Genomic DNA, 26,141 nt, shown 5'->3' with positions numbered 1-26,141 from the left:
GGCTGGCCGATCTTGGGCGCCCGGCCCTCCTCGGCGGCGGCGCGGCGCTCCTTGTCCTGCTTCCAGGCGGTGCGCTGGGGCAGCTTCTCGGTGCCCGAGTAGGCCTTGTGCCAGGGGCGCTCGTCGGCCGGCAGGGTGCGACCCCGGCCGGCGAGGGAGTCCTTGTTCTTGCCACCGGTGCCCTTGGGGGCGCCCGCCTTCGGCGTCAGTCGCCGGCCACGGCGCTGCGAGTTGCCGGCCATCAGTCCTGCTCTCCAATAGTCCAACGCGGGCCCTGGGGGGTATCCTCGACGACCACGCCGGCCTGCTTGAGCTGGTCGCGTACGGCGTCGGCGGCGGCCCAGTCCTTGCGGCCCCGGGCCTGGGCGCGCTGTTCCAGGGCCAGCGCGACCAGCGAGTCCACCACGCCGCGCAGGTCGTCCGTGCGGTCGCCACCGGTCCAGGCCGGATCCAGGGGGTCGACGCCGAGGATATCCAGCATCGCCCGCGCCGCGGCGAGCGTCGTGCGGACGGTCACATCGTCGCCGCCGCTCAGCGCCGTGTTGCCGTCCCGGACGACCTCGTGCAGCACGGCGAGCGCTGCCGAGGTGTTGAGGTCGTCGTCCATCGCCGCCACGAACCCGGCCGGCAGTTCCCCGGGTCGGCCCACGCCGACCCGCTCGGCCGCCCGCTGCACGAAGCCCTCGACCCTCCGGTACGCGACAGCGGCCTCGCGCAGCGCGTCCTCGGAGTAGTCGATGCGGGAGCGGTAGTGCGCGGCGGCGTAGTAGTAGCGCAGCTCCACCGGGCGCACCCCGAGCGAGGCCACGTAGTCGAGGTCGAGCGTGTTGCCGAGCGACTTGCCCATCTTGGTGCCGCCGATGCCGAGCAGGCCGTGGTGCACCCAGTAGCGGGCGAACGGCAGGTCGGCGGCCTGCGACTGGGCGATCTCGTTCTCGTGGTGCGGGAACGTCAGGTCGAGCCCGCCGCCGTGGATGTCGAACTCGGCGCCCAGGTAGCGCCAGCACATCGCCGAGCACTCGATGTGCCAGCCGGGCCGGCCGCGACCCCACGGCGAGGACCAGGCGGCGTCGCCCGGTTCGCCCGGCTTGACGCCCTTCCAGAGCGCGAAGTCACGCGGGTCGCGCTTGCCCCGGTCGGGGGCGTCGCCGGCGGGCTGCATGTCGGCCGGGGACTGCCCGGACAGCGAGCCGTACGCCGGCCAGGACGCCACGTCGAAGTAGACGTCGCCGGAGCCGTCGGTGGCCGGGTAGGCGTGCCCGGTCTCGATCAGGCGGGCGATCAACTCGTGCATCTCCGGGATGTGACCGGTGGCCCGCGGCTCGTAGGTCGGCGGGAGCACGTTCAACGCCCGGTAGGAGGCGGTCAGGATCTGCTCGTTGGCGTACGCGATCGACCAGAACGGCCGGCCCTGCTCGATGGCCTTCGCCAGCACCTTGTCGTCGATGTCGGTCAGGTTGCGGATGAAGGTGACCTCGAACCCGTTGCCGACCAGCCAGCGACGCAGCACGTCGTAGTTGACGCCGGAACGAAGGTGGCCGATGTGCGGGGGGGCCTGGAGCGTGAGACCACACAGGTAGACCCCCACCTTGCCGGCTTCCCGCGGGACGAAGTCCCGCACCGATCGGGTGGCGGTGTCATACAGGCGTAGCGTCACCTCACAAGGGTAGCCCTCCGCACATTTCCGGGTTGGCCCGAGCCGGGTCGTACGCTGCGTGCTGTGGACACGGCGGCACGCCCGGGAGAGACCGCGCAGACCCTGGACCGGGGTCTGCGCCTGCTGCACCTCGTCGCGGACGCGCCGGGCGGGCTGACCGTGACCGAGGCCGCGCACCGGCTCGGCATCGGCCGGGCGGCCGTCTACCGGCTGGTCGGCGCGTTGACCGGGCACGGCATGCTGCGGCGCGACGGCGAGGGCCGGCTCCGGCTCGGCGTGGGCGTGCTGCACCTGGCCCGCCGCGCGCAGCCGCTGCTCGCCGAGGGCGCGCTGCCGGCGCTGCGCGGGCTCGCCGAGCGGACCGGGGCGACCGCCCACCTGACCGTGGTGGAGGGCGGCGAGGGGGTCGCGCTGGCCGTGGTCGAGCCGAGCTGGACGGCGTTCCACGTGGCGTACCGGACCGGCTCCCGGCATCCGCTGGAGCGGGGCGCGGCCGGGCGGGCGGTGCTGGCCGGGCGGGCCGGCGAGGCCGGCCCGGTGAGCACCAGCGGCGAGCTCCAGTCCGGGGCGTACGGGGTGGCGGCGCCGGTGCTCGGTGTGCCCGGGTTGGAGGGCAGCGTCGGCGTCGTCTCGCTGACCCCGCTCGACGTGACCGAGGTCGGCGCCCAGGTCACCGCCGCCGCCGAGGCGGTCGCCGCCGCGCTCTCGTGACCGACCCGTCGCCCTCCCTGCTCACCGCCGGACACCCGGCGCCAGTTCGCCGAAGTGGTGCCATCGCACGCGTACGGGTACCGCCACCTCGGCGAAGCGGAGCCGATCATCCCCGTTGCAACCTCGGCGAGGTGGCTCGGCGACGATGAGGCGGCAATGGGCGCGTCGGCATAGCACACCTACGGGCAGAGCGGGGAGTTGTCCACAGGCACGGCGGGTACGGCCGGCTGCGACTGTCCACAGGGGTGTTGAACCGCGCCGGCCGGTCGTCACGCTGGTCATATGCCACCTCATCCGCATCGACCGCCGCAGTTGGTCTGGCAGGTTTTCCGAGGCTCGGACGCGGTCCGGAACGGGCTGCTGTCCCGCCACCATCTTCGAGGCGCGTCCTGGGTCCGACTCCGGCAGGACGTCTATGCCGATGCCCGGCTCGATCGCGACCACGGGTTGGCCTGCCGAGCTGTCCTGCTCCGCATGCCGCCCGGCACACTGATCGCCGGCCCGTCGGCGGCCTACCTGCACGGTGTCGAACATGCCGCCGGCTTCACCGACGACGTGCACGTCCTCCTACCGGCCATGGTCCGGGTCGATTCGCAGCCAGGCATGCGGGTGCACCATGCCCCCACGGCCTACACCCGCGGCGGCCTGTTGGTCTCGGCCGGCGGCACCCGGGGAGGTCCCGACCTCCCACCGGGAGGCAGAGATCGCCGACCGGGGGGCGGAGATCGCCCACCACACCCCACCCGGCCGGCGGGCCGGACCGCACCACCGCACCTCACCAGGCCGGCGGAGCTAGCCGTGCCACCCGGCCGTGGTGTCGTGTCGGAACGTGCCGGAGGGCCGGACCTGACCGGGCCACCGCCACGCACCGCGCCCACCGTCTGCGCCTGGGAGACGGCGGTCTGGACCGACCCCGTACGGGCCGTCGGCATCCTCGACGGGCTCCTGCGCATCGGGGTGGTCAGCCGGTCCGGACTGGCCGCCGAGGCGGCCCGGAACGCCGACCGTCCGGGTGGCCGCCGGGCGTCGTGGGTTTTCGGCCTGACCGACGGCTGCGCCCAGTCGCCACCCGAGTCCCATCTGCGGGTGCGGCTGATGTTCGCCGGCCTGCCGCGTCCCGCGGCCCAACATCCGGTACGCGTGTCGACCGGCCTCGTTCTCCATCCCGACCTGGCGTGGCCGGAGTTCCGGGTCGCCGTCGATTACGACGGTCAGTGGCACGCCGATCCGGATCGGATGCACCTCGACCGGTGCCGGCTCAATCAACTCGTCGAGGCGGGTTGGCTGGTGCTGCACGCGACCAGCCGGCGCCTGGGCAGGGAGTTCCCAGTCCTGGTCCGCGAGATCCGCGCCGCCTTGGTGGCTCGGGGCTGGCGACCGTGACGAGCCGCACCGGCCGGTGCCGGTTGCACCACGCCGCCGACTCGTCGACACGGAGAAGCCCGGGCGACGTGCGTCGCCCGGGCTTCTCGGAACCGCGAATGTCGTTACGGCCGCGCGTTGGGCTTCAGCGGCGTCTTCACCGCGGCGTAGGCGTCGACGACGCCGTAGCCGTAGAAGCCGTTGAAGTTCAACGAACCCGCGCAGTACGCGTTGTACGTCTCGTCCCGGCCCTCGTTGGTGTAGGTCTGGAGCCGCGGCTCCGGGCAGGCGTGCTCGGCCGCCGTCCGGTAGAGGTGCTGCTCGACCTGGTCCGGCGCCATGCCGTAGCCGTCGCGGCCCTGCGTCTTGCCGTACCGGCTGACGATCAGCGCGGCCACGCCGGCGGCGTGCGGGGACGCCATCGACGTGCCCTGGAGGTAGGTGTAGTAACCACACTCACCCTTGGCCGTGCACTGCTTGAACACCGAGTCCTCGAAGCCGGCCACGATGTTGCCGTTCTCGTCGACCGACCCCTCCTCCTGGAGCACCTTCTTCGGGTACGTGGAGAGGATCATGTTGGCGTCGGTGCGGTACGTGTCGGTGCCGAAGCCGTCGCGGAACCAGCCACCCGGGGCCGCCACCGAGGTCTGCTCGGTGCCGTAGTTCGAGTAGTCGGCCTTCTTGCCGGACGGGCCGACGGACGACACGCTGATCACGTGCGGGCCCTCGGTGGGCAGGTCCCAGCAGCTCGCGTTGTCGATCGGCCGCGGGTACGGCGGGGTGTCGCCGTAGTCCGGGCTGCTCTCGTCGACGCGGGGGTCGCCCAGGTCCTCGTTGTTGTTGCCCAGCGCGCCGACCAGCGTGACGCCCTTGCGGTGGGCGAAGGTCAGGGCCCGCTTCATGGCCTCGATGATGGTCCGCTGCTCGGCCTGCTGCTCCGGGGTGTCGGCCGGGTTGGCGGTGCAGTTGTAGAGCCACGGGTCGACGTAGAACGACATGTTGACCACGTCGAGTCCGGAACGGCCGGCGTGCACCAGCGCGTTGACCACCGGGTTGAGGAAGAAGTAGCCGCTGTCCTGGCCACCCTTCAGCTCGACCAGGGAGATCTTCGGGGCCACGCCGGAGAGGCCGAAGCCGTTGGCGGCGGCGCCGATCGTGCCGGCCACGTGGGTGCCGTGGCCGCCGTCGTCGGTACCGACCGGGTCGAGGCAGCTCGCCACCTCGCACGGGCCGTCGACGTCGGGGATGTCGGGCGCGAAGTTGCGGGACAGCGCCCAGTTGAAGTTCGGGGCCAGGTCGGGCTGGCTGGCGTCGACGCCGGTGTCCAGGACGCCGACGGTGACCCGCCGGTCACCCGGCTCGATCTTGCGGGCCTGGTCGGCCCGGATCATGTCCAGACCCCAGAGCTTGTCGTCGAGCGGGTCCATCTTCTTGGCGTTGCCGTTGGCGGCCCGGCCCTTGCTCGCGACGGCGGCCGTCAGGTGTTCCTGCTCGACCCGGTCGAGCTTCGGCTTCCGGCCGATCGCCTTCTCCTCGGCCGCGCCGACCAGCGCGCCGGCGGCGGTGGCCCGGCTGGCGAAGTCCGCCCGCTCGCTGGTCACCTGGAACAGGCCGACGTCGTCGGTGCGGGAGACGACCGTGCCGCCGGCCGCCTTGATCGCGGCGATCGCGGCGTCGTTGGAGACGCCGCTCTCCGCCAGCACGGTGAAGGTGCGGGTGCTGGACGGCGCGGCCGTCGCCGGAACTCCCAGACCGGTCACCGTGAGTGCCAGCGAGGCCGCGACCGCGACCGCACCGGCGGTGAAGCGCTTGCTCACCACATTCAGATCCTCTCGTTGAGGGACGTGGCTGTCATCCCACATCACGGGAGCAGGTTTCGCCAGGTGCGCGCCCGGAATAGGCCGCAATCAGGCATTCGCGCTCGTCAACGCGGTGAGCACCCCGGGCAGTTCGGCCCACGTGGACACCTCGGCGTCGGGTTCGAGGCCGGGTGGCCGGGGCAGCCCGGCGGTCGCCACCACGGCGGCGAAGGACGCCGGCGCGGGGCGCAGGTCGATCAGGGTCTCGTCGGCGTCGAGGACGACCGCGGTACGGGTGCGGTCACCGCTCACCGACCAGCGCCGACTCGGCCGGGGCCGGCGACGCCTCCCCGGGGGCGGCCCGCAGCTCGTCCACCCGGACCAGCGCGACGCCAGCGACGATGAGCGCGCCGCCGACCAGTTGGATCGCGGTCGGCAGCTCGTTCAGCACCAACCAGGCGATCAGCACCGCGAACATCACCTCGGTCAGCCCCACGAAGGAGGAGAGCCGGGCGCCGAGCAGCCGCGCCCCGGCGACACCGGACAGGTACGCGACCACGGCGGCGATCAGCGACAGCCCGAGGATCGGCGCCAGCCAGCTCACCCGGTGCCCGGCGAAGCTGACGTCGGCGGTGCCGGCGGCCAGCGGGAGCACGCCCAGCGCGCCGACCAGGAGCAGGACCACGGCGCCGACGGCCATGCCGCCGCTGGCCATCACCACCGAGGGCAGTTGGGCGTCGACGCGGCCGGCGATGACGTAGTAGCCGGCCAGCCCCACGCCGGCGCCGAGCCCCCAGAGCACGCCCACCGGGTCGAGGCGGCCGGCGCCGGTGAGGTCGAGGACGAACACCAACCCGGCCAGCGCGGTGAGCGAACCGGCCACGGTCAGCACCCGGGGACGCTGGCCGTGGACCAGCCACATCCAGCCGACCACCAGCACGATGCCGAGGTATTCCAGCAGCAGCGCCACGCCGACCGGCAGGTACCGCACCGCGTTGAAGAAGCACGCCTGGGCCAGGGCCACCCCGAGCAGCCCGAACAGCACCACGGTGAGCGCGTTGCGGCGCAGCACCGGCCAACGACCGCGCAGCACCAGCAGGGCGGGCACGGCCAGCACCAGCGCGGCGATGCCGACCCGGGCGATCACCACGGCGACCGCCGACCACTCACCGGTGATCAGCGGCCGGGCGAACGTGCCCGAGGTGGCGAACGTGAGCGCGGAGAGCAGAGCCAAGCCGAGCCCGGTGCCGGACCGTTCACGCATCGACGTCTCCTGGTCATGGGTGAAGAAGCGGTACGCTGATGACGCTAGGGGTAGCCTCCGACAGGAGTCAAGTTGCTTTTCGCCCATGACACCGAGTGCGGGTTGGTGGCCGCCGCCGCGTTGGTGAACACCGCCGGCCCCGACCGGGAGGACCTGCCGGACGTCGCCGCGCTCGACGGGTTCTTCACCGCGTACGGGTGGAGCGGCCGGCACGAGCACACCGACGCGGAACTCCGCCAGGTCCGCACGCTGCGGCCCCGGCTGCGCCGGATCTGGTACGCCGACACCGACGAGGTGGTGGAGATCGTCAACGGGCTGCTCCGCGAGTCGCACGCCCTGCCGCAACTCATCCGGCACGACGACGAGCCGTACCATCTGCACGCCGTGCCCCGCGACGCGCCGCTGGCCACGCGGATGGCGGTCGAGGCCGCGATGGCCGTGGCCGACCTGGTCCGGTCCGGTGAGCTGAGCCGGCTGCGCCGCTGCGACCACCCCGACTGCGACAACGTGCTGGTCGACCTGTCGAAGAACCGGTCCCGCCGGTTCTGCGACGCCGGCTGCGGCAACCGGGCCGCGGTCAGCGCCTACCGGGCCCGCAGGGCGGCGTCCCACTCCTGACGGATCGCCGGCCAGTCCGCCCGGCGCAGCTCGTACTCCACCTCGCCGTGCTCCGTACCCGGGATCGGGTCGTCGAAGACGGGGTGGAACGTGCGGGTGTAGCGCAACCCGGCGCGGGTCATCACCGCGCGGGACCGGTCGTTGACCGCCATCGTCTGCGCCCACACCCGCCGCACGCCGACCGTGTCGAACGCGTGCCGCACCAGCGCCCGCGCGCCCTCGGTGGCCAGCCCGTGCCCCCACGCCGCCCGGCGCAGCCGGTAGCCCAGCTCCGCCTCGACGCCGTCGTCGGACGGATCGAGCGCCAGCCAGCCGAGGAACTCCCCGCTCAACCGGTCGAGCGCGGCCCAGCGCCCCAGCCCGGGATGCCGGCCGTACTCGGCCAGCAGCCGGGGCAGCACCTCGTCGCGGATGGTCGCGGCCGGCGTCGGCACGCCGTTGGTGAGGAACCGCATCACCTCCGGGTCGGCGTCCAGCGCGACCAGCCGGTCCACGTCGGCCATGGTGAACCGGCGCAGCGTCAGCCGCCCGGTCTCCCGCAACACCCCGTCGTCGTCAGGCACGGGTCGGATCATCCCGCCGACCCGCCGCCCCCGGCGAGGCAATTACCGCCGCGGTGGCGCGGCCAGGAAGCCCGCCAGGGGTACGCGTCGAAGGTGAGCACCGGCCCGGCCGGGTCCTTTCTGCTCAGGCGCGGTCAGCCGTCCGCGGGTCGGGCGCGTAGACGGGTGATCTCGGACCGGGCGTGCTCGATGCCAGCCTCGTCACGGCCGGCCAATTCCTGGGCCAGGTCGTTCGCGGCAGTCAGAAGGTGCTTGGCACGCACCCTCTCCCCGTGGCCGTGCTGTGCCTTCCGGTAGCGCCGGCGGGTGAGCCACCCCCCGGCAGCGGCAGTCACTTCATCTTCGGTGAGCAGTCCGGATGCGGTTTCGGGTGCCAGAATGGCACGGAGCCAGGCCTGTTCCTGTGGCACGGCCAGGCGGAACGCCAGCCAGAGCAGAAGCAGGTCAACGACCGGCAGGACGACGAACAACAGCAGTGGAACGCCGAAACCGTCGGACAGCTTGTAGCCCAGCGCGCCCATGTTGTCCCAGAGGCCGTGGGCGATCATCGCGCCGATCATCAGCAGTGCGCCGCGGAGGCGATGCGGGCGCTGTCCGCGGCCGAGAAGCCACATCAGGCCGGAGCAGAAAACCGCACTGAACAGGACATGCGCGAACAGCCCGGAGAGGCTCCGCACCAGCACGATCCGCCAGGCGACGCCGACCTGGTCGACGCCGAACGCGGCGACGGCGGCGTTGTATGCGTAGAGGACATCTTCGATGATCTGAAAGCCGAGGCCGGCGTACGCGCCGATGATCAGACCGTCGAACGGGCTGCGCACCAACCGCGGGGCGAGGCCGATGAGAAGGACGAGCGCGAGGGCCTTACTGGTCTCCTCGGTGAACGGCGCAGTCAGCCCGGCACCCCAGTCGCTGACCCAGGCCTGACCGAAGAGCTTGCCGTACAGCGAAAGGATCGCACCGTTGGCGGCCAGCGCGATCCAGAACGCGGCGCCGAGCGCCCCCCAGACGAACGCGGTCAGCAGTAGCTTGCCGGGCAACCGGGTGTATCGGTTGTGATAGGCCAGCAGAATGAGCCACGGAATGACGTAGAGGGCGAAGGCGATGACCCCGACACCCAGCCCCACACCGTACGCGGCAAGGCCGGACCCGAAGTAGTGGATCAGCGTGTAAGCGCCGCTGACGACGCCCAGCGCGAAGACCCAGAAACACAGGTTGCGAACCTGCACCAGGCGGAACGGTTCGCCCCAGCCGGATGCCCGTAGAGCGGTGGCGCGGTCGTTCTGCGCCGCGTCAGAAGTGGTCACGACTGCTCCTGGAAGTCGACGCTGCGCAGCATGGCGTTGATCGGCGCGGCATTGGCGGCGAGCTGGCTGCGGGTCCCGACGACCTCGATGACGACGCCACGGCCGTCCGGAACGGTGTAGGCGGCCAGGATGCCGTCATCGGAGGCGGTGGTGTAGTTCTCGGCGACGCCGGTCAGGCCGCCGGCGGCGCTCAACGTGGCCCGCGTGCCGGTGACGGTGAACTCGGGACGGTCGGACTCGGCGTCATTGCGGCTGACCTGATCCAGCAGGGCGTCCGGGCCGCCGGCGAAGGGCGCCACCCGAATCTGGACGTTGACGCCGCCCTGCGTGAATGCCGCAGATGGTGAGCCGGCCCCGGGCTCCACCCTGTTCGCGCCGACCAGAATGCCGTCGGTCAACTCCCACCCGGCCGGCGCCGCGACGGTGAGCCCACCGTCAAGGTTGATCCGCTCACCGGCCTTGATCACGTTATCGACCGGGACGGCCTGGTCGATCGCCGGTAGGACCGTCCGCAGCACGATGGCAATGACCAGCACGACCAGAGCGGGGAGCAGAGTACGCCGGTCCAGACCGAGCCATCGCCGCTCGACCGGCACCCACCTGTCTCTCGGGACGTGTCGTCCCCCGTAGCTGGTCATGCCTGCACCCTGCCATGAACACGTGACCACCGCATGACCGGAAGACACGCCACGTCGCATCCGGCCAGCCGGGTGGCGGTCGAGGTGATTACCGGCCCGGCGGCGCGACCGCCGACCTGCACCGGCTGCACCCGGTCGAACGGCTCGACCCGGCCGCCCTGCTCGCCCGCCTCCTCGGCTGGGCGCGACGACGGGCCCTGCCCTGACCTCAGGGGTGCGTCATCCGGAGCAGGTCCAGCGCCTCGTCCAACTGGGTCTCGGTGAGCGTGCCCGACTCGACGTGCCCGCGCGAGATCACCACCTCGCGGATGGAGACCTGCTTGGCCAGCGCCTCCTTCGCGATCGAGGCGGCCTCGTCGTACCCGAGATGGCGGTTGAGCGGGGTGACGATCGACGGCGAGCCCTCCGCGTACGCCAGGCAGACCTCGGCGTCGGCGACCAGGCCGGCCACCAGGCGCTCGGCGAAGAGCCGGCTGGAGGCGGCGATCAGCTTGATCGACTCCAGCAGGTTGCGGCCCATGACCGGAAGCATCACGTTCAGCTCGAAGTCGCCCTGCGAGCCGGCGAAGGCCACCGCCGCGTCGTTGCCGATCACCTGCGCGCAGACCTGGCGCATCGCCTCGGCCACCACCGGGTTGACCTTGCCCGGCATGATCGACGAGCCGGGCTGGAGGTCGGGAATGCGCAGCTCGCGCAGGCCCGCGCGAGGGCCGGAACCCATCCAGCGTACGTCGTTGGCGATCTTGTAGAGGCCGACCGCGACGGTGCGGAGCTGCCCGGACGTCTCCACCAGCGCGTCCCGCGCACCCTGCGCCTCGAAGTGGTTGCGTGCCTCGGACAGCGGCAGGCCGGTCGAGTCCCGCAGCCGCCCGATCACCTTGCCCGCGAAACCGAGCGGGGTGTTGATGCCGGTGCCCACCGCGGTGCCGCCCAGCGGCAACTCGGCCAGCCGGGGCAGCGCCGCCTCCAACCGCTCGACGCCGTAGCGGACCTGCGCGGCGTAGCCGCCGAACTCCTGCCCGAGCGTGACCGGGGTGGCGTCCATCAGGTGCGTCCGGCCCGCCTTGACCACGGTGGAGAACTCGGCCGCCTTCGCCTCCAACGCCATGGCGAGCTGCGTCAAGGACGGGAGCAGATCCTCCACCACGAACTGGGTGGCGGCCAGGTGGATCGAGGTCGGGAACACGTCGTTGCTGGACTGCGATGCGTTCACGTGGTCGTTCGGGTGCACGTCACGGCCCAACTCGCGGCTCGCCAGCGACGCGATCACCTCGTTGGTGTTCATGTTGGACGACGTGCCGGAGCCGGTCTGGAACACGTCCACCGGGAACTGGTCGTCGTAGCCCCCGGCGGCGACGTGCGCGGCGGCCGTGGCGATCGCCTCGGCCACGTCCGCGTCGATCACGCCCAACTCGCCGTTGACCTGGGCAGCCGCACCCTTGATCTGGGCCAGCGCCTTGATCTGGGCCGGTTCGAGCCCGCGACCCGAGATCGGGAAGTTCTGCACCGCGCGCTGGGTCTGCGCCCGCCACAGCGCCTCGGCGGGCACCTCCACCTCGCCCATCGAGTCACGTTCGATCCGGTAACCGGTCGCCTCTGGAGTCGTCACGCGTACCATCCTGCCGCGCCGCCCGCCGGTACGCAGGGAAAGCGGCGCGGGCCTCAACCCAGCTCGGCCAACAGTTCCTCGGTCGCCCGCTGGTCCGGGGACTCGATCTGACGGAACAACACCAGCGCCCGGCCGGCGTACCGGCGGGCCTGCTCGGCGTCCGTGTCGCGCAGGCACCGGGCCATGCCGTCCAGCGCACGGGCCTGCTCGTAGCGGGCGCCGAGCCGGGTGGCGTCGGCGAGCACCCGGCGGTGCAGGTCGAGCGCGCTGGCCACGTCACCCTGGTCGAGCAGCGCCTGGGCGAGCAGGTTGCGCGAGGCGCCCTGACCGATCCGGTCGCCGGAATCGGTCACCACCACCAGCGCCTCCCGGTGCAGGTCGGCCGCCCGCTCGGGCCGACCGACCCGCCGCTGGAGGGCGCCCATCTCGTTGAGCACCTCCGCCTCGCCGTACCTGCCGACGTACTTCTTCTTGAGGCGCAGGGCGACCCGCAGCAGCCGTTGCGCCGGCTCCAGGTCGCCCATCCGGTGCCGGATCATGCCGGTGTGCGCGACCGCGTTCGCCAACTGCCGGAAATCCCCGTTCTGCCGCGCCAGCACCAGGTGGGACCGGCTGAGGCGCAGCGCCTCCGCGTGGCGGCCGGCCGACAGCAGCGCGTAGGCCACGTTGTTGATCAGGTTGGCCAGCTCCGCCGTGTGGTCGGCGCCGCGGATCATCCGCATCGCGGAGTCGAGGCACTCCATCCCCTGCTGGTGATCCCCGTTCGCCGAGTAGGACACGCCGAGGTTCCACAACGACGTCCGCATCTCGTCGCGGAGCCCGAGCCGGCGACGGATGTCGAGGGCCTGCCGCATCAACCGGATGGCCTCGGGAAACCGGGCCTGCCGGTAGTAGACCGAGGAGAGGTAGTTGTAGATCGTGCCCACCGCCGCCTCGTCACCGAGCGCCTCGGCCGCGCGCAGGCCGACGCGGTGCGTCTCCAACAGGTCGTCCAGGTGTCCACTGTCGAAGTTGGCTCGCCAGCAGGCCCGGGTGAGCTGCCAGCAGTGCCGCAGGAAACCCTCCGCCTCGGCGAGCTGGACCAGCGCGGTCAACAGCGCCGTGTGCTCGTCGAACCAGGCCCGGCCCTGCGGGAGCGTGGCGGCGACCAGATCGGGCCGGCGCGGTGGGTTGGCGGGCAGGGACCGCAGGCTGCCCGCCGACTCGATCGTCCGGGCGATGGCCGTGGCCACGTCGAGGTGATGGTCCAGCAGCCGTTCCAGGGCCGTCCGGCGCTCCGCGGCCCGGTCCGGCTCGGCGATCAGCGTCCGGGCGTACTCGCGGATCAGGTCGTGCAGCCGGTAGCGGCCCGGCTCGGCCTCCTCCACCAGGTGCGCGTCCACCAGCTCGTCGAGCAGGTCCTGCGCCTCGGCCAGGGGTGCGTCGGCCAGCGCGGCGGCCACCCGGTTGTCGAAACCGCCCCCCGGCGGCAGACCGAGCAGCCGCAGCATCCGCTGCGCCGAGGGCGACACCTGGGCGTACGAGAGCGCGAACGCCTGCCCGACGGAACGCTCCCCGGCGGCCAGCTCGGCCAGCGGGTCCGGGCTGGTGGCGAGCCGTTCGGCCAGGTCCGCGACCCGCCAGCGGGGCCGGTGCGCCAGCCGGGCCGCCGCCAGCCGCAGGGCCAGCGGCAGGTGCCCGCAGCGCCGCGCCACCTCGGCAGCCGCCTCCGGTTCGGCGGCGACCCGGTCCCGGCCGCCGATCCGGCCGAGCAGCTCCACCGCCTCCTCCGGGTCGAGCACGGGCAGGGACGACGGGCGTCCCTCGTCCAACCCGACCAGCCGGCGGCGGCTCGTGATGAGGACGAGGCAGTCCGGGCCGTTCGGCAACAGCGGCGTGACCTGCGCGCTGTCGGCCGCGTTGTCGAGCACCACGAGCGCGCGGCGGCCGGCCAGCTCGGTACGCCACAGCGTCAACCGGTCCGCCAGGTCCAGCGGCATCCGTTCCGGCGGCACCCCGAGCTGGCGCAGCAGGACCGCCACCGCCGCCGCGGGGGTCAGCGGCATGCGCTCGCTGTGCCCGTGCAGGTCGACGAAGAGATGCGCGTCCGGGTAGCGGTCACCGAGGGCGGCAGCCAGGTGCACCGCCAGCGTGGTCTTGCCGCTGCCGGCCATGCCATCGATGAGCTGGACCCGGACCCGGTCCTCCCCGATCTCCTTCACCAGCCGGACCACGGTCTGCTGACGGCCGGTGAAGTCACTGATCGCCCGCGGCAGCGAACGGACCGGCACCGTGGACCGGTGCTCCGCGACACCCAGGGCCAGGTCGCCGGCGAGCACCCGCTGGTGCAGGTCCTGCAACTCCGGACCGGGCTCGATGCCCAGCTCCTCGGCGTACAGGCGGCGGCCCTCGCGGTAGACGGCGAGCGCGTCGGCCTGCCGGCCCACCGCGGCGAGGGCGCGCATGAGCTGGCCGCGCAGCCGCTCCCGCAGCGGGTTCCGCTCGACGCTCTCGGCCAGCTCGTCGACGAGGTCGGTCGCCGGTCGCAGTCGCAGCTCGATCTCGACGCGCTCCTCCAACGCGGCCAGCCGCTGCTCGTCGAGGGCCTGCGCCCGCCGGCGTACGCTCCGGCTGGGGATGCCGCTGAGTGCCGGACCCCGCCAGAGGGCCAACGCGGCCCGGTAGTGACGTCGCGCCTCCTCGGACTGCCCGGCGGCGACCGCGGCCCGCGCGGCGTCGACAGTCCGGCCGAAGATGTCGGCGTCGAGGTCGTCCGGTGCGGTGCGGACGCCGTAGCCGGACGGATCGGTGACGATGACGTCCGGCGGCAGCCCCAGCACCGCGAGGCGCTGTCGTAGTCGCGACACGCAGATCTGGAGCTGGGCCCGGGCGGTGGCCGGGGGACGCTCCTCCCAGACGGCGTCGATCAGCTCGTCGAACGGCACCACACGGCCGGCGCGCAGCAGCAGGAGGGCGAGCACGGTCCGGTCCCGACCTGCGGTGACGGTGGCTTCGCCGCCGCCTACCCGCAGAGGTCCCAGGATCCCGAACCGCATGCGCCGCCCCCGTACGCCCTTTGTGCACTTAGAGCAGCGTAACCCGGTGGTAACCGTACGACGCGTGGAGGCGATAGCGATCTGATAGAGGATCGACAGCGACGCCGTACAGACTCGTCACGGGTTGTCGGTGACGACATCCGACGGGGGCGGTGCGCCCGTCCGGCCGCGAGGTCGGGCGAGCGCACCGATGTCGGAAGGTGGAACCAGGCCCGTCGAAGCGGGTAGTATCGCAGTCGCCAGGAGCAGTAGCTTCTGGAAGTGGACCCGGCAGCCTTCCGGACGGTGGGTGGGCCGGGTCTCGCGTTTCAGCCGTCCACCGGTCGCACCTCGTCCACCATCGGGCGCACCATCGCCTTCCACTCGCCGCCTCTGGCCCACGACCAGGCAATCGCGTCGGGGAGCGCGAGCAGGTGGTCCTCATGGGCCCGCAAGTGGTCGTACCGCAACTGTTCGGCCACCCCGGCCAGCCGTAGCTCATGGTTGAGCGTGCGCACGTCGGCCACCCGCCGGGAGTCGTCCAACTCCAACACCAGACGCTCGGCACCGGCCTTGGCGGCGTCGGCGATCAACGCCCGGAGGCACGCTTCCCGGGCGGCACGATGGTCGCGGTGACTCGATGCGTCGTAGAGCACGACTGCCGCGCCGAGCTTGCGGAACGCCACGAGGATCTCCCGCCGCCGTTCAGGTCGCTCCTTGCAGAAGTGGATGCTGCGTTGACCGCGCAGCGTGAGCCCGGATACGACCTGACGGGCCGCAGTCACCCGGTGCCGATCGAGGACGGCTGCCGCGAGTATCAGGCCGCGTTCCTTGGTCTCGTCCACGAAGATGTGTGGCCCCACCTCTCACCTCACCGATGCCGCAGCGTCTGAAGCGGCGCAGCGGTCTCCGCGATGAGGAAGAAGCTCCAACCGTTGCGGTGCGGGCTCACCTCGGGGTTGTAGTGCTTGACAATCTCCCGGGCCGCCTGGCTCGGCGTCTTGAAGACGCTTCCGGCCAGCGGACCTGAGGTGATCTCGATGCGCCCCGGCCCCGGAACGAACGACGCGAAGGTGCGATGCCCGGCGTAGTCGGCATATACCTGAACGGCCGAGGGCTCGTCAGCGGCACTCGTTTCGCCTGCCCGCGCCTCGGCGCGCGCTCTCGCCTCCCGGACCAGGCGTGCCACGACCTGCCCTTTGGTCAGCCCCGCGATGTCGGCGGCGAACGCCAAGTAACGGTCGGTTTCTTCGTCTATGTCGATCGATGGCATGTGGCCCTCCTCGTCAGCCCGATCAGGCTACGAGAAGGGGGAAACTCCACCAAGCATCAAAACGCCAAAGATTCCTGAGAACTTAAATTTCTCAGCGGCGGCCGACGGTGAGCACCGGCTTGGTGACCTCGGCGAAGAAGTCGCTGCCCTTGTCGTCGACCACGATGAAGGCCGGGAAGTCCTCCACCTCGATCCGCCAGACCGCCTCCATGCCCAGCTCCGGGTATTCGAGCACCTCGACGTGCTTGATGCAGTCCTGGGCCAGCCGGGCCGCCGGGCCGCCGATCGAGCCGAGGTAGAACCCGCCGTGGGTGTGGCAGGAGCGGGTGACCTGGGCGGACCGGTTGCCCTTGGCCAGCATCACCATCGAGCCGCCGGCCGCCTGGAACTTCTCCACGTAGGCGTCCATCCGGCCGGCCGTGGTGGGGCCGAACGAGCCGGAGGCGTAGCCCTCGGGGGTCTTGGCCGGGCCGGCGTAGTAGACCGCGTGGTCGCGCAGATATTGCGGCATCGGCTCGCCGGCGTCCAGCCGCTCGGCGATCTTCGCGTGCGCGATGTCCCGGGCCACCACGAGCGGGCCGGTGAGCGAGAGCCGGGTCTTCACCGGGTACTTCGACAGCTCGGCGCGGATCTCGTCCATCGGCCGGTTCAGGTCCACCCGGACGACGGTCTCGGTGTCCAGCGTCTCGTCGGTGACGTCGGGCAGGTAGCGGGCCGGGTCGGTTTCGAGGCGCTCCAGCCACACACCCGACGGGGTGATCTTGGCAACCGCCTGCCGGTCGGCGGAGCAGGAGACCGCGATGGCGACCGGGCAGGACGCGCCGTGCCGGGGCAGCCGGACCACCCGCACGTCGTGGCAGAAGTAACGCCCACCGAACTGCGCGCCGATGCCGAAGTTGCGGGTCAGCTCCAGCACCTCCGCCTCCAGCTCCAGGTCACGGAAACCGTGCGCGCTCATCGAGCCCTGCGTCGGCAGCGCGTCGAGGTACTTCGCGGAGGCGTACTTGGCGGTCTTCAACGCGTATTCCGCGGAGGTGCCGCCGATGACGATGGCCAGGTGGTAGGGCGGGCAGGCCGCGGTGCCGATCAGCCGCAGCTTCTCCTCCAGGAACTGCATCATCCGCGTCGGATTCAACAGCGCCTTGGTCTCCTGGTAGAGGTAGGACTTGTTGGCCGAGCCCCCACCCTTGGCCATGAACAGGAACTTGTACGCGTCCGGGTGGCCGTCCGGGTCCTCGGCGTAGAGCTCCACCTGGGCCGGCAGGTTGCTGCCGGTGTTCCGCTCGTCCCACATGGTCAGCGGCGCGAGCTGCGAGTAACGCAGGTTCAGCTTCGTGTACGCCTGGTAGACGCCGCGCGAGATCGCCTCCGCGTCGGTGCCGTCGGTGAGCACGTGCCGGCCACGCTTGCCCATCACGATCGCGGTGCCGGTGTCCTGGCACATCGGCAGCACGCCACCGGCCGCGATGTTGGCGTTGCGCAGCAGGTCGAGCGCGACGAACCGGTCGTTCGGCGAGGCCGCCGGGTCGTCGATGATCGACCGGAGCTGGGCCAGGTGGGCCGGGCGCAGGAAATGGGCGACGTCGTGCATGGCCTCGGCGGTCAACGCGGTCAGCGCGGCCGGTTCCACGGTGAGGAAGCGGCGGCCACCCGGGCCGTTGACGACGTCCACGCCCTCGTCGGTGACCAGGCGATATTCGGTCTGGTCGGGGCCGGTCGGCAGGAGGGGCGCGTACGAGAAGGCGGCAGCACTGCTCATGACCGAAAAGCCTAGGGCAGAGCGGTCGATCGGTGACACCCGCCGGTAGGTCCTGGGACGCCTATCTCACCCGGCGTCACTTCCCGTCGGCGCAGAGTTCCTTCTTCGGCCCGCAGTCGCCCCGGTCGTTCGGGGGACGCCAGGTGTCACCGGGGTCGGGCGCCGGTACGGCACCCTGGTCGGCCGGCGGCGCACCGGCGCCACCGGTGCCCCAGCGGACGTACCCGATCTCCCGCCCCTCCCCGACGATCATGCCGTTCGGGCCGACCGCCAACGCGTTCGCCGAGGTGCGCAGCTCGGCCAGCACCCGGCCGCCGCGCGGCTCGACCGCGATCAGCCGGGACGGCTTCTCCTCCGTGATCACCACCGCGTACGGGGTGAGCGCCGCGCCGCTCCGGCCGCCGGCCGGCCGCGTCCACCGGGTCCGGTCGGCGGACAGCTCGCGGCCGAGCAGCGAGTCCTTGTCGGCGCTGCGCACCACCGCGTACCGGTCGTCGACGGCGAGCAGCTTCTCGCCCTCCGCGCCGACCTGGAGCAGCCGGCCGTCGTAGCCGTCGAGCACCGCCTCGCGACCGTCCGGGGCCACCCCGATGAGCACGTTGCGGGCGCCCTGCGGGTCCTCCCGCTGCACGCAGCCGGCGGCGTCCGCGGTCCGCAGGTTGACCCCGGCCCGTCGCCACACCTGCTGGCCGGTGGCCGGGTCGACGGCGGTGATGACGAAATAGCAGCTCCCGTCGCGGGAGGTGGCCGCGATCCGGAGCAGCCGGCCGCCGACCACCGCCAGCCGCTCCTCCCGACCGGGCTGGACGTTCTGGAGCACCCGGCCGGTGGCGGTGTCCACCACGTGCACCCGGCCGTCGACCGGGAAGCCGAGCAGCGGCGGGACCGACTCCGGCCCGGCCACCCCGCCGTCGATCCGGTTCGCGCCCAGCCGACGCGTGCCGAGCAGCTCCGGGTTGTCGGCGAGCACCCCGCTGTGCACGCCGGGCAGGAACGCGGTCCACAGCGGAGCGGTGCCGCGCGGCTCCCAGGCCCGCAGCGTGCAGTCGGTGGCCTGCACGCAGTACGCGTCGAGCAGCAGGTTCCGGTACGTCCAGACGGCAATCGCGCGACCGTCGCGCCGGCGGGTCACGCCGGTGGCCGGGTCGAGCACCTCGTACCCCTTGTCGAGCAGCTTGCCCACGGCGACGACCGACTCCCGGCCGTTGCCGGCCACCGCCGACCAGTCGGCCTTGCGCTCCCAGAGCTGGCTGCCGTCGGCGAGCTTGCGCGACTCGATCCGGGTGCGCTGCTCGACGATCACGGTGTCGCCGGCGATGGTGACGCTGCGCGGGGTGCCGCCGACGCGTTGCTGCCAGACCACGTCCGGCTCGGAGATCGGCTTGCTCCGGTCGACCCAGTCCCACAGCCGGGGGAAGGGATTCCAGACGCCGGTGGCGGCGAGGACGACCACGGTGATGAGCCCGAGCAGCAACCAGCCGCGTACGCCTAGGCCCTTCACACCGGACACGGTAGCGACGATCACCGTTCCCCGGGCTCCGTGCGGGGCGTGTCGCGCCGCTTCTTGCCGGCCCGAGGTGTTAATGGCCGCCGCGGGCGGCGGAGCGGACCAGCGGGAGCGTGCGGTAGGGGATCTGCTCGGCCAACGCGATGATGGTGGAGGCCCGCCGGATGGCGTCCGAGGCGACGATCTGGTCGATGACCCGCTGGAGGTCGGTGTTCGACCGGGCCACGATGCGGCAGAGCAGGTCGCTGGAGCCGGTGATGGTGTGCGCCTCCAGCACCTCCGGGATGGCGGCCAGGTGCGCGGTGACCTGGTCGTGGCCGTGCCGCTGGCTGATCTCCAGGGTGACGAAGCTGGTCACCCCGAACCCGATCGCGGCCGGGGAGATCTCCGGCCCGAACCCGCCCACCACGCCGCGGCCGACCAGCTTGTCGAGCCGGGCCTGCACGGTGCCGCGGGCCACGCCGAGCCGGCGGGAGCACTCCAGCACCCCGATCCGGGGTTCCTCCGCGAGCAGTTCGATCAAGCGCGCGTCCAACTCGTCGAGCTGTACATCCTGACCAGTGTTCATGGTGGTTCACGGTACCGAATGCGCAACCTGACCAGGAACATCGCCAACTATTGCCCAACTGGAGGCGGTCCGGAGATGCTCGCCGCAAGCACATCCACGGCGGCCCACGAGGCCGGCCGGTACGCGAGGGAGGCCACCATGACCCAGGCGATCGACCGACCCCAGTTGACCGAGGAGGTCGACGCCGACGTGCTCGTCGGCGCCGTCGACCACGACATCAGCCGGGACCCGTTCCCGGTCAAGGGCCTCGACCACCTGCACTTCCTGGTCGGCAACGCCAAGCAGGCGGCGCACTACTACTCCACCGCCTACGGCATGACCTGCGTGGCGTACCGGGGCCCGGAGCAGGGCTACCGCGACCACGCGCAGTACGTGCTGACCAGCGGTTCCGCCCGGTTCGTGCTGACCGGCGTGGTCCGCCCGGGCGCGGACGGCGAGGCGCACGTGGCGAAGCACAGCGACGGCATCTCCGACATCGCGCTGGAGGTGCCGGACGTGGACGCCGCGTACGCGCACGCCACCGCCCAGGGCGCGACCGGGCTGCTGGACCCGCACGACGTCAGCGACGAGCACGGCACCGTCCGGATGGCGGCCATCGGCGCGTACGGCGACACCCGGCACACGCTGATCGACCGGTCCCGCTACACCGGGCCGTTCCTGCCCGGCTTCGTGGCCCGCGCCCCGATCGTGGACCGCCAGCCGATGATCGACGCCGGCCTCCAGCCGAAGCGCTTCTTCCAGGCCGTCGACCACGTGGTCGGCAACGTGGAGCTGGGCCGGATGGACGAGTGGGTCGAGTTCTACAAGCGGGTCATGGGCTTCAGCAACATGGCCGAGTTCATCGGCGACGACATCGCCACCGACTACTCCGCGCTGATGAGCAAGGTGGTGGCGAGCGGCACCCGCAAGGTGAAGTTCCCGCTCAACGAGCCGGCGGTGGCCCGCAAGAAGTCGCAGATCGACGAGTACCTGGAGTTCTACCAGGGCCCCGGCGCCCAGCACGTCGCGGTGGCCACCAACGACATCCTGGCCAGCGTGGACGCCATGCGGGCGGCCGGCGTCGAGTTCCTGGACACCCCGGACTCCTACTACCAGGACCCGGAGCTGCGCGCCCGCATCGGCAACGTGCGGGTGCCGATCGAGGAGCTCCAGTCCCGCAAGATCCTGGTGGACCGGGACGAGGACGGCTACCTGCTCCAGATCTTCACCAAGCCGGTGCAGGACCGCCCGACCGTCTTCTTCGAGCTGATCGAGCGGCACGGCTCCCTCGGCTTCGGCAAGGGCAACTTCAAGGCCCTGTTCGAGGCGATCGAGCGGGAGCAGGAGAAGCGCGGCAATCTGTGACACTGTCCGCGTGACCCAGCCTCCCCCGAACACGACGCCGCCGCCCGCCGGGCCCCCGCCCGTGGGCGGCGGCTTCGCGCCGCCCAGCGGCCCGGCGGTGCCCGCACAGCCCATCCCGCAGACGTACCCGCCGCTCCCCGGCTACCCGCCGCCCCCACCCGGGTACGCCCCGCACGCCGCGTTCGTGCCACCGGCCCTGGCCCCGAACGGCCAACCGCTGGCCGCGTTCGGCGAGCGGCTGGTGGCGTGGCTGATCGACACGGCGGTCGCCACCGCGGTGGCGATGGTGCTCTTCGCCCCGGTCTTCATCTGGCTCGTCCTCCGCATGATCGACCGGATGCCGGCGCCCGGCCCGGACGGCACCGTGGCCGAGCCCGACCCCTTGGTCATCTTCGGCGACTTCCTCCTGCCGGTGCTCCTGGCCGAGTTGGGGCTGTTCGTTCTGCTGCTGGTCTTCTACTGGCTCTACCACGTCGAGTACGCCCGCCGGACCGGGCAGACGCTCGGCAAGAAGGTGATGAAGCTGCGGATCGTCCCGGCGCGTCCCGACGCCACGCTGACCCGCGGCATGCTCGGCAAGCGCTACCTGGTCGAGTTCGTCGCCGCCTCGCTGGTGCCGTTCCTCAACTACCTCGACGGCCTCTGGCAGCTCTGGGACAAGCCCTGGCAGCAGTGCCTGCACGACAAGGCCGCCGGCACGGTCGTCGTTAAGGTGGCACCGTGAGCGTGAGGAGCGAGCCGGGCCTGCGAGCCCCGCAGTCGCGAACTGAGGGGAGCCCTGTGAGCGTGAGGAGCGAGCCGGGCCTGCGAGCCCCGCAGTCGCGAACTGAAGGGGCACCGTGAGTCTGGAACCTGGCTGGTACGTCGACCCCGCCGAACCGGAGACCCGCCGCTGGTGGGACGGGGCGGGCTGGATCGGTGCGCCGATCCCGGTCGACGTCACCCCGCCCGACGGTCCACCGCCCGCCGAGCCCGAGCCGGCCGCCGCGCCGGGCAACGGCTCCGCCGCCAACCGGCCGGCCTCCGGCGCGGCGGGTGGCCCCACCGGTCAGCCGGCCGGACCGGTCCCGTCGGGGCAGCCCACCCCCGGGTGGGGGCAGCCCGGACAGCCGGGCCAGGCCGGACCATGGCCGGGGCAGCCCGGACAGCCGGGCCAGTCTGGAGCGTGGCCGGGACACCCCGGCCAGCCGGGGCAGCAGGGGCCGCCGCCGGGCTGGCCGTACCCGCAGTGGCCGGGCCGGCCGCCGGCGCCGCGCCCGCACGGGCTGCCGCTCGCCTCGTACGGTGCCCGGCTGGTCGCCCGCCTCATCGACCTCGGTGTGGTGTTCCTGCTCAACGTGCTGGTCAACGGCTGGTTCGTCTGGCGCTACTTCGAGGCGATCGAGCCCTACCTGCGGGAGACGATGCGTCGGGCGTTGAACGGCGACACCTCCACCGAGGGGCTGCCCCAGATCGACGACCAGGCCGGCGGGTTGCAGGTCGTCATCCTGCTGATCGCCACCGCGCTCTGGTTCGCGTACGAGGTGCCGTCGATGGCGGCGCGCGGGCAGACGTTCGGCAAGCGGGTGGCCGGCGTACGCGCGCTGCCGGTCGAGGCGGACCAGCCGCTCGGCTTCGGCCGGGCCTTCCGGCGCTGGAGCACGCTCGGTATGCCCACGCTGCTCTGGTACTGCTGCGGGCTGGGCCTGCTGCTCCAGCTCGTCGACGCCGTCTCGCCCCTGTTCGACCAGCCGCTGCGTCAGGCGCTGCACGACAAGCGGGCGCAGACCGTGGTGGTCCAGCTCCCCCGCAACCGGCCCGCTCCCCGTACCGCCCCGCCCGACCGCGCCGACCCCCCGGGAGACACCCCATGACCGAGACCGGACGTCACCAGCCTGCGCCGCGGCTCACCCGCGTCGACCTGGACGCGCTGCCCAACTACGTGCCCGGCCGCAGCCCCGCCGACCTGGCCCGGGAGCTGGGCCTGCCCGAGGCGATCAAGCTGGCCAGCAACGAGGTGCCGTACGGCCCGCTGCCCGGCGTGGTGGAGGCGGTCGCCGAGGCGGTCGCCGGTTCGCACCGCTACCCGGACATGGGCGTGGTGGCGCTGCGCCAGGCGCTCGCCGAGCGCTACGGCGTGGACGCCGACCGGATCGCCACCGGCTGCGGTTCGGTGGCGCTGGCCGAGCACCTGGTCCGGGCCACCTGCCTGCCCGGTGACGAGCTGCTCTACTCGTGGCGGTCGTTCGAGGCGTACCCGATCATCGCGGCGACCAGCGGCGCGACCAGCGTGCGGGTGCCGAACGACGCCGGCCACGGGCACGACCTCGCGGCGATGGCGGCGGCGGTGACCGACCGGACCCGGATGATCCTGGTCTGCAACCCGAACAACCCCACCGGTACGGCGGTCCGCAAGGCCGAGCTGGACCGCTTCCTCGACGCGGTGCCGGACGACGTGCTCGTGGTGATCGACGAGGCGTACCGGGAGTTCGTCACCGACGCCGAGGTGCCGGACGGCCTGAGCTACCTGGACCGGCCGAACGTGGCGGTGCTGCGCACGCTGTCCAAGGCGTGGGGCCTGGCCGGCCTGCGCATCGGCTGGCTGGTGGCCGCGCCGGCCGTGGCCGCCGCCGTCCGCAAGGTGGTCACCCCGTTCTCCACCAGCATGGCCGCCCAGGCCGGCGCGCTGGCCGCGCTCGCCCAGGCCGACGAGGTGCAGCGGCGCTGCGCGCTGGTGGTGGCCGAACGGGACCGGGTCACCGAGGCGCTGCGCAAGTTCGTGCCGGACGTGCCGGACAGCCAGGCCAACTTCGTCTGGCTGCCGCTGGGCGAGCGGGCGGTGGAGTTCGGCAAGGCGTGCGAGGCGCGCGGCGTGATCGTGCGGCCGTTCCCGGGCGACGGCGTGCGGGTCACCATCGGCACCCCGACCGAGAACGACGCGTTCCTGGCCGCCGCCGAGGCCGCCCTCGCCTGAGGCGTAGGGAGGGGCCCCTTCTTGACGCCTGGCGTCGAGAAGGGGCCCCTCCTCACCCGGCTGTCCGCTCAGGTGGCGGCGAGCAGCACCGGCTCGGCCATCAGGAACCACCCCTGGTCGTCGTCGTCCGGGGAGGCGTGCTCCCGCACCCGCTCCACCGCGACGTAGCCGTTCACCGCGTACGCCCGCCCCGGCTGCCAGCCGGTCCCGTCCCGCCCGGCGTTCAGCACGAACTCCGACCGGGTTGCGCCGGTGAGCGGGTCCAGCGTGACCAGTTCCCGCCGGTCGGTCAGCAGGTGCACCCGTCCCGGCTCGACCGCCAGCACCCGGGCCGGGTGGATGTCGGCCCGGCGCCACAGCTCCGCACCGGTGCGAGGGGACCGCCCGGTCACCACGCCGCCGGACGTGTCCACCACCCGCTCGCCGTCCAGCACCGACGCCGGCCCGTCCAGTCCCGGCGCGGCGGTCGGCTCGCCGGGATCCGTCACCAGCCAGCCCCGGCTGTGCTCGCCGTCCGGCCCGGCGGTACGCAGGCCACGGCAGCCGGAGTGCCGGTCGCGGCAACCGACCGGCGTGACCACGAGCCGGTCCGGCGCGTCCGGTGGCCGCCAACGGGTCCGCACCACGCCGGTCGTCGCGTCCCGCAGCTCGACCACTGCCGGTCCTTCGCAGGTGTCCACCCCGACCAGATCGCCGCTCGCGGTGCTGCCCACGTCGACCCGGCAGTCCGGGCCGACGTCGGCACGCCACAGCCGGCGGCCGTCCGTCAGGGCGTACCCGCCGACCGCGCCCGGACCGGCGGCGAGCAGCACGTCGCGGCCGTCGGCGGTGCGGGCGACGTGCAGGCCGGCCCGGTCCCAGACCGTGGCCGCGAACGTGCGGCGGGGCTTCGGCACCGACCCCGGCTCGGGCCCGTCGGCCCGCCACGCCACCCGCCCGGTACGCGCGTCCAGCGCCACCAGCTTCCCGTCGGACCAGCGGCTGACCACCGTGGTGCCCTCGGCGAGCACCCCGACCAGCGTCGCCGGCCACCGGCGGTAGGACCAGAACGGGGTGACCCGGTACCGGCCGGTGACCGGCTGGTCCGCGTACACCTGGCGGGTGCCGGCATAGACGCGGAGCCGGCCGTCCACGACCAGCGGCGCCACCGGCAGCCGCCCGATCACCCCGGCGGTCGGCGCGGGCGCCTGCGGGTACGGGTCCCGGGCCACGGTCTCGACCTCGGCCGGCGCCAGCACCCGGGCGACCACGGCGACCGACGCCACGACGGCCAGCACCGCCACCAGCGCCACCACGGCCCGCCGCCTGCCGGCCTTCGCCATCCGCCACCTCCGCCCCGGCACCCTACCGGCCGGGGCCGGACCGCGAGCCGGTCGCCCGGCCCTCGGCTCAGGCGGCCTCGGTGGAGCGGGTGGGGCCGGCGGCCAGCGCCAGGTCGGCCAGGTCACGCCGGAGCGCGCCCTCGACCGCCCGGGCGGCCAGGCCGCCGAGGATCAGCGCCAGCACCCGACCGTACGGCCGGGTCGGCGCCGCCTCCTGCTCGACGGTGACCTCGGTGCAGCCGCGCCGCCGCCGCTCGACCGTGCGCAACGTGAAGGTGATCCGGTAGTCGACGCCGGACCCGCGCGAGCCGAGCACCAGGCGGCGTGGAGCGACGGCCTCGACCACCTCGTACTCCTCCGGCTCGGCCCCGCCGTCCGGCCGGAGACGGGTCTCCCGCCAGGTGGTGCCGGGCCCGAACGCACCGGCGGTGAGCACCTCGACCGCGCCGACCGCGGAGAGCCAGTCGGCGCGTGCCGGGAGGTCGGTGAGCAGGCGCCAGAGGTCGGCATCCTGCGCTTCGATGAAGGCGGAAACGGTCACCGTCGACATGGCACCTCCCGTGTCGTCCACGGTACGGGCCGTGACCGGTGCAGGGGAGTCCCACGGTGACATTTCCACCGCCGGTGCCCCGTGCGGGGCACCGGGGGTCGGTCAGCCGCGGAGGGCGTCGCGTCGCAACGCCGTGACGAACGCGCTCCACCCCGGCGGGCTCACCGCGAGCGCCGGACCGGTCGGGTCCTTCGAGTCGCGTACGCCCACCACGCCGTACGCGGCCACCACGTTCGTGGCCACCTCGACGCAGAGGCCCTGGTCGTTGGAACGGCTGCTGGTGCGCCACACGGCACCGATCAGCTCGGTCATGCTCGGTCCTT

The 26,141-nt window shown here is 72.6% G+C and carries 24 protein-coding genes and 1 pseudogene; 7 read left to right on the top strand and 18 right to left on the bottom strand.

Annotated features, from left to right (window positions below; translation table 11 throughout):
• Positions 1–209: pseudogene (locus tag VKK44_RS30905) on the bottom strand (23S rRNA (guanosine(2251)-2'-O)-methyltransferase RlmB); the annotation flags it as partial.
• 32 nt (positions 210–241) lie between these two features.
• Positions 242–1,657, bottom strand: a complete 1,416-nt coding sequence (gene cysS / locus VKK44_RS30900; protein WP_343444726.1) for a cysteine--tRNA ligase — start codon at positions 1,655–1,657, stop codon at positions 242–244.
• A 63-nt stretch (positions 1,658–1,720) separates the two neighbouring features.
• Here cysS and VKK44_RS30895 point away from each other — a divergent pair, with 63 nt between their 5' ends.
• Complete coding sequence (locus VKK44_RS30895) at positions 1,721–2,368, top strand: IclR family transcriptional regulator (protein WP_343444724.1); 648 nt, start codon at positions 1,721–1,723, stop codon at positions 2,366–2,368.
• Between the two features lie 819 nt (positions 2,369–3,187).
• A complete protein-coding gene (locus tag VKK44_RS30890; RefSeq protein ID WP_343444723.1) occupies positions 3,188–3,751 on the top strand; it encodes an endonuclease domain-containing protein in 564 nt (187 codons plus the stop codon).
• Positions 3,752–3,855: 104 nt separating this feature from the next.
• Here the strand turns inward: VKK44_RS30890 and VKK44_RS30885 are convergent, their stop codons facing one another.
• The 3 genes from VKK44_RS30885 to VKK44_RS30875 all read right to left on the bottom strand — a co-directional run bounded on the left by VKK44_RS30885 (position 3,856) and on the right by VKK44_RS30875 (position 6,793).
• Positions 3,856–5,547 carry a S8 family serine peptidase gene (locus VKK44_RS30885; protein WP_343444721.1) on the bottom strand — a complete coding sequence of 564 codons (1,692 nt, stop codon included), beginning with the start codon at positions 5,545–5,547 and terminating at the stop codon, positions 3,856–3,858.
• Positions 5,548–5,637: 90 nt separating this feature from the next.
• Positions 5,638–5,841: a hypothetical protein gene (locus VKK44_RS30880; RefSeq protein ID WP_343444720.1), complete on the bottom strand. Its 204-nt coding sequence runs from the start codon at positions 5,839–5,841 to the stop codon at positions 5,638–5,640.
• Positions 5,831–6,793: an EamA family transporter gene (locus VKK44_RS30875; protein WP_343444719.1), complete on the bottom strand. Its 963-nt coding sequence runs from the start codon at positions 6,791–6,793 to the stop codon at positions 5,831–5,833. The genes VKK44_RS30880 and VKK44_RS30875 overlap by 11 nt, the downstream gene beginning before the upstream one ends.
• 72 nt (positions 6,794–6,865) lie before the next feature.
• On the opposite strand from VKK44_RS30875, the gene VKK44_RS30870 reads away from it, so the two are divergent.
• On the top strand, positions 6,866–7,411 hold the full coding sequence (locus VKK44_RS30870; RefSeq protein WP_343444718.1) for a CGNR zinc finger domain-containing protein: 546 nt from the start codon (positions 6,866–6,868) through the stop codon (positions 7,409–7,411).
• Here the strand turns inward: VKK44_RS30870 and VKK44_RS30865 are convergent.
• The 10 genes from VKK44_RS30865 to VKK44_RS30820 form a co-directional block, all read right to left on the bottom strand.
• Positions 7,378–7,974 (bottom strand): GNAT family N-acetyltransferase, encoded by a 597-nt coding sequence (locus tag VKK44_RS30865; protein ID WP_343444717.1) that lies wholly within the window; start codon positions 7,972–7,974, stop codon positions 7,378–7,380. The genes VKK44_RS30870 and VKK44_RS30865 overlap by 34 nt on opposite strands.
• Before the next feature lie 134 nt (positions 7,975–8,108).
• Entirely contained in the window at positions 8,109–9,281 is a 1,173-nt protein-coding gene (locus VKK44_RS30860; protein WP_343444716.1) for a PrsW family intramembrane metalloprotease, read from the bottom strand.
• Positions 9,278–9,877: a hypothetical protein gene (locus tag VKK44_RS30855; protein ID WP_343444715.1), complete on the bottom strand. Its 600-nt coding sequence runs from the start codon at positions 9,875–9,877 to the stop codon at positions 9,278–9,280. Before VKK44_RS30855 ends, VKK44_RS30860 begins: the two co-directional genes overlap by 4 nt.
• Positions 9,878–10,127: 250 nt before the next feature.
• A complete protein-coding gene (locus VKK44_RS30850) occupies positions 10,128–11,537 on the bottom strand; it encodes a class II fumarate hydratase (protein ID WP_343444714.1) in 1,410 nt (469 codons plus the stop codon).
• Between the two features lie 44 nt (positions 11,538–11,581).
• Entirely contained in the window at positions 11,582–14,563 is a 2,982-nt protein-coding gene (locus VKK44_RS30845) for an AfsR/SARP family transcriptional regulator (RefSeq protein ID WP_343444712.1), read from the bottom strand.
• 308 nt (positions 14,564–14,871) lie between these two features.
• A complete protein-coding gene (locus tag VKK44_RS30840; RefSeq protein ID WP_343444711.1) occupies positions 14,872–15,405 on the bottom strand; it encodes a hypothetical protein in 534 nt (177 codons plus the stop codon).
• Positions 15,406–15,413: 8 nt separating this feature from the next.
• A complete protein-coding gene (locus VKK44_RS30835; RefSeq protein ID WP_343444710.1) occupies positions 15,414–15,815 on the bottom strand; it encodes a hypothetical protein in 402 nt (133 codons plus the stop codon).
• A 91-nt stretch (positions 15,816–15,906) separates the two neighbouring features.
• Complete coding sequence (locus VKK44_RS30830; protein ID WP_343444709.1) at positions 15,907–17,574, bottom strand: fumarate hydratase; 1,668 nt, start codon at positions 17,572–17,574, stop codon at positions 15,907–15,909.
• Positions 17,575–17,650: 76 nt separating this feature from the next.
• A complete protein-coding gene (locus tag VKK44_RS30825; RefSeq protein ID WP_458351586.1) occupies positions 17,651–19,084 on the bottom strand; it encodes an outer membrane protein assembly factor BamB family protein in 1,434 nt (477 codons plus the stop codon).
• 70 nt (positions 19,085–19,154) lie between these two features.
• Positions 19,155–19,649: an Lrp/AsnC family transcriptional regulator gene (locus VKK44_RS30820; protein ID WP_343444708.1), complete on the bottom strand. Its 495-nt coding sequence runs from the start codon at positions 19,647–19,649 to the stop codon at positions 19,155–19,157.
• 138 nt (positions 19,650–19,787) lie between these two features.
• Here VKK44_RS30820 and hppD point away from each other — a divergent pair, with 138 nt between their 5' ends.
• The 4 genes from hppD (at position 19,788) to hisC (ending at position 23,946) form a co-directional block, all read left to right on the top strand.
• Positions 19,788–20,993: a 4-hydroxyphenylpyruvate dioxygenase gene (hppD, locus tag VKK44_RS30815; RefSeq protein WP_343444707.1), complete on the top strand. Its 1,206-nt coding sequence runs from the start codon at positions 19,788–19,790 to the stop codon at positions 20,991–20,993.
• Positions 20,994–21,003: 10 nt separating this feature from the next.
• Positions 21,004–21,717, top strand: a complete 714-nt coding sequence (locus VKK44_RS30810; RefSeq protein WP_343444706.1) for an RDD family protein — start codon at positions 21,004–21,006, stop codon at positions 21,715–21,717.
• A gap of 115 nt (positions 21,718–21,832) precedes the next feature.
• The gene (locus VKK44_RS30805) at positions 21,833–22,846 is read left to right on the top strand and encodes an RDD family protein (protein WP_343444704.1); all 1,014 of its coding nucleotides are present in this window, start codon (positions 21,833–21,835) and stop codon (positions 22,844–22,846) included.
• On the top strand, positions 22,843–23,946 hold the full coding sequence (gene hisC / locus VKK44_RS30800; protein WP_343444703.1) for a histidinol-phosphate transaminase: 1,104 nt from the start codon (positions 22,843–22,845) through the stop codon (positions 23,944–23,946). The genes VKK44_RS30805 and hisC overlap by 4 nt, the downstream gene beginning before the upstream one ends.
• 68 nt (positions 23,947–24,014) lie before the next feature.
• On the opposite strand, the gene VKK44_RS30795 is transcribed toward hisC, so the two are convergent.
• The 3 genes from VKK44_RS30795 to VKK44_RS30785 all read right to left on the bottom strand — a co-directional run bounded on the left by VKK44_RS30795 (position 24,015) and on the right by VKK44_RS30785 (position 26,130).
• A complete protein-coding gene (locus VKK44_RS30795; RefSeq protein WP_343444702.1) occupies positions 24,015–25,268 on the bottom strand; it encodes an outer membrane protein assembly factor BamB family protein in 1,254 nt (417 codons plus the stop codon).
• 67 nt (positions 25,269–25,335) lie between these two features.
• Entirely contained in the window at positions 25,336–25,818 is a 483-nt protein-coding gene (locus tag VKK44_RS30790) for an SRPBCC family protein (protein ID WP_343444701.1), read from the bottom strand.
• Positions 25,819–25,920: 102 nt separating this feature from the next.
• Positions 25,921–26,130: a DUF397 domain-containing protein gene (locus VKK44_RS30785; RefSeq protein ID WP_343444699.1), complete on the bottom strand. Its 210-nt coding sequence runs from the start codon at positions 26,128–26,130 to the stop codon at positions 25,921–25,923.
• Positions 26,131–26,141: the final 11 nt, after the last annotated feature.

It is taken from the genome of Micromonospora sp. DSM 45708 (assembly GCF_039566955.1).
Lineage (GTDB): Bacteria > Actinomycetota > Actinomycetes > Mycobacteriales > Micromonosporaceae > Micromonospora.
The sequence above is the reverse complement of the archived record's forward strand: the minus strand, read 5'-3'. Positions and strand labels throughout refer to the sequence as shown.

Excerpts from the sequence above, each read along its gene's own strand:
- VKK44_RS30875 (WP_343444719.1), bottom strand. The coding sequence starts at position 6,793 with ATGCGTGAACGGTCCGGCACCGGGCTCGGCTTGGCTCTGCTCTCCGCG.
- VKK44_RS30850 (WP_343444714.1), bottom strand. The coding sequence starts at position 11,537 with ATGGTACGCGTGACGACTCCAGAGGCGACCGGTTACCGGATCGAACGT.
- VKK44_RS30845 (WP_343444712.1), bottom strand. The coding sequence starts at position 14,563 with ATGCGGTTCGGGATCCTGGGACCTCTGCGGGTAGGCGGCGGCGAAGCC.
- VKK44_RS30835 (WP_343444710.1), bottom strand. The coding sequence starts at position 15,815 with ATGCCATCGATCGACATAGACGAAGAAACCGACCGTTACTTGGCGTTC.
- VKK44_RS30830 (WP_343444709.1), bottom strand. The coding sequence starts at position 17,574 with ATGAGCAGTGCTGCCGCCTTCTCGTACGCGCCCCTCCTGCCGACCGGC.
- VKK44_RS30820 (WP_343444708.1), bottom strand. The coding sequence starts at position 19,649 with ATGAACACTGGTCAGGATGTACAGCTCGACGAGTTGGACGCGCGCTTG.
- hppD (WP_343444707.1), top strand. The coding sequence starts at position 19,788 with ATGACCCAGGCGATCGACCGACCCCAGTTGACCGAGGAGGTCGACGCC.
- hisC (WP_343444703.1), top strand. The coding sequence starts at position 22,843 with ATGACCGAGACCGGACGTCACCAGCCTGCGCCGCGGCTCACCCGCGTC.
- VKK44_RS30795 (WP_343444702.1), bottom strand. The coding sequence starts at position 25,268 with ATGGCGAAGGCCGGCAGGCGGCGGGCCGTGGTGGCGCTGGTGGCGGTG.
- VKK44_RS30790 (WP_343444701.1), bottom strand. The coding sequence starts at position 25,818 with ATGTCGACGGTGACCGTTTCCGCCTTCATCGAAGCGCAGGATGCCGAC.
- VKK44_RS30785 (WP_343444699.1), bottom strand. The coding sequence starts at position 26,130 with ATGACCGAGCTGATCGGTGCCGTGTGGCGCACCAGCAGCCGTTCCAAC.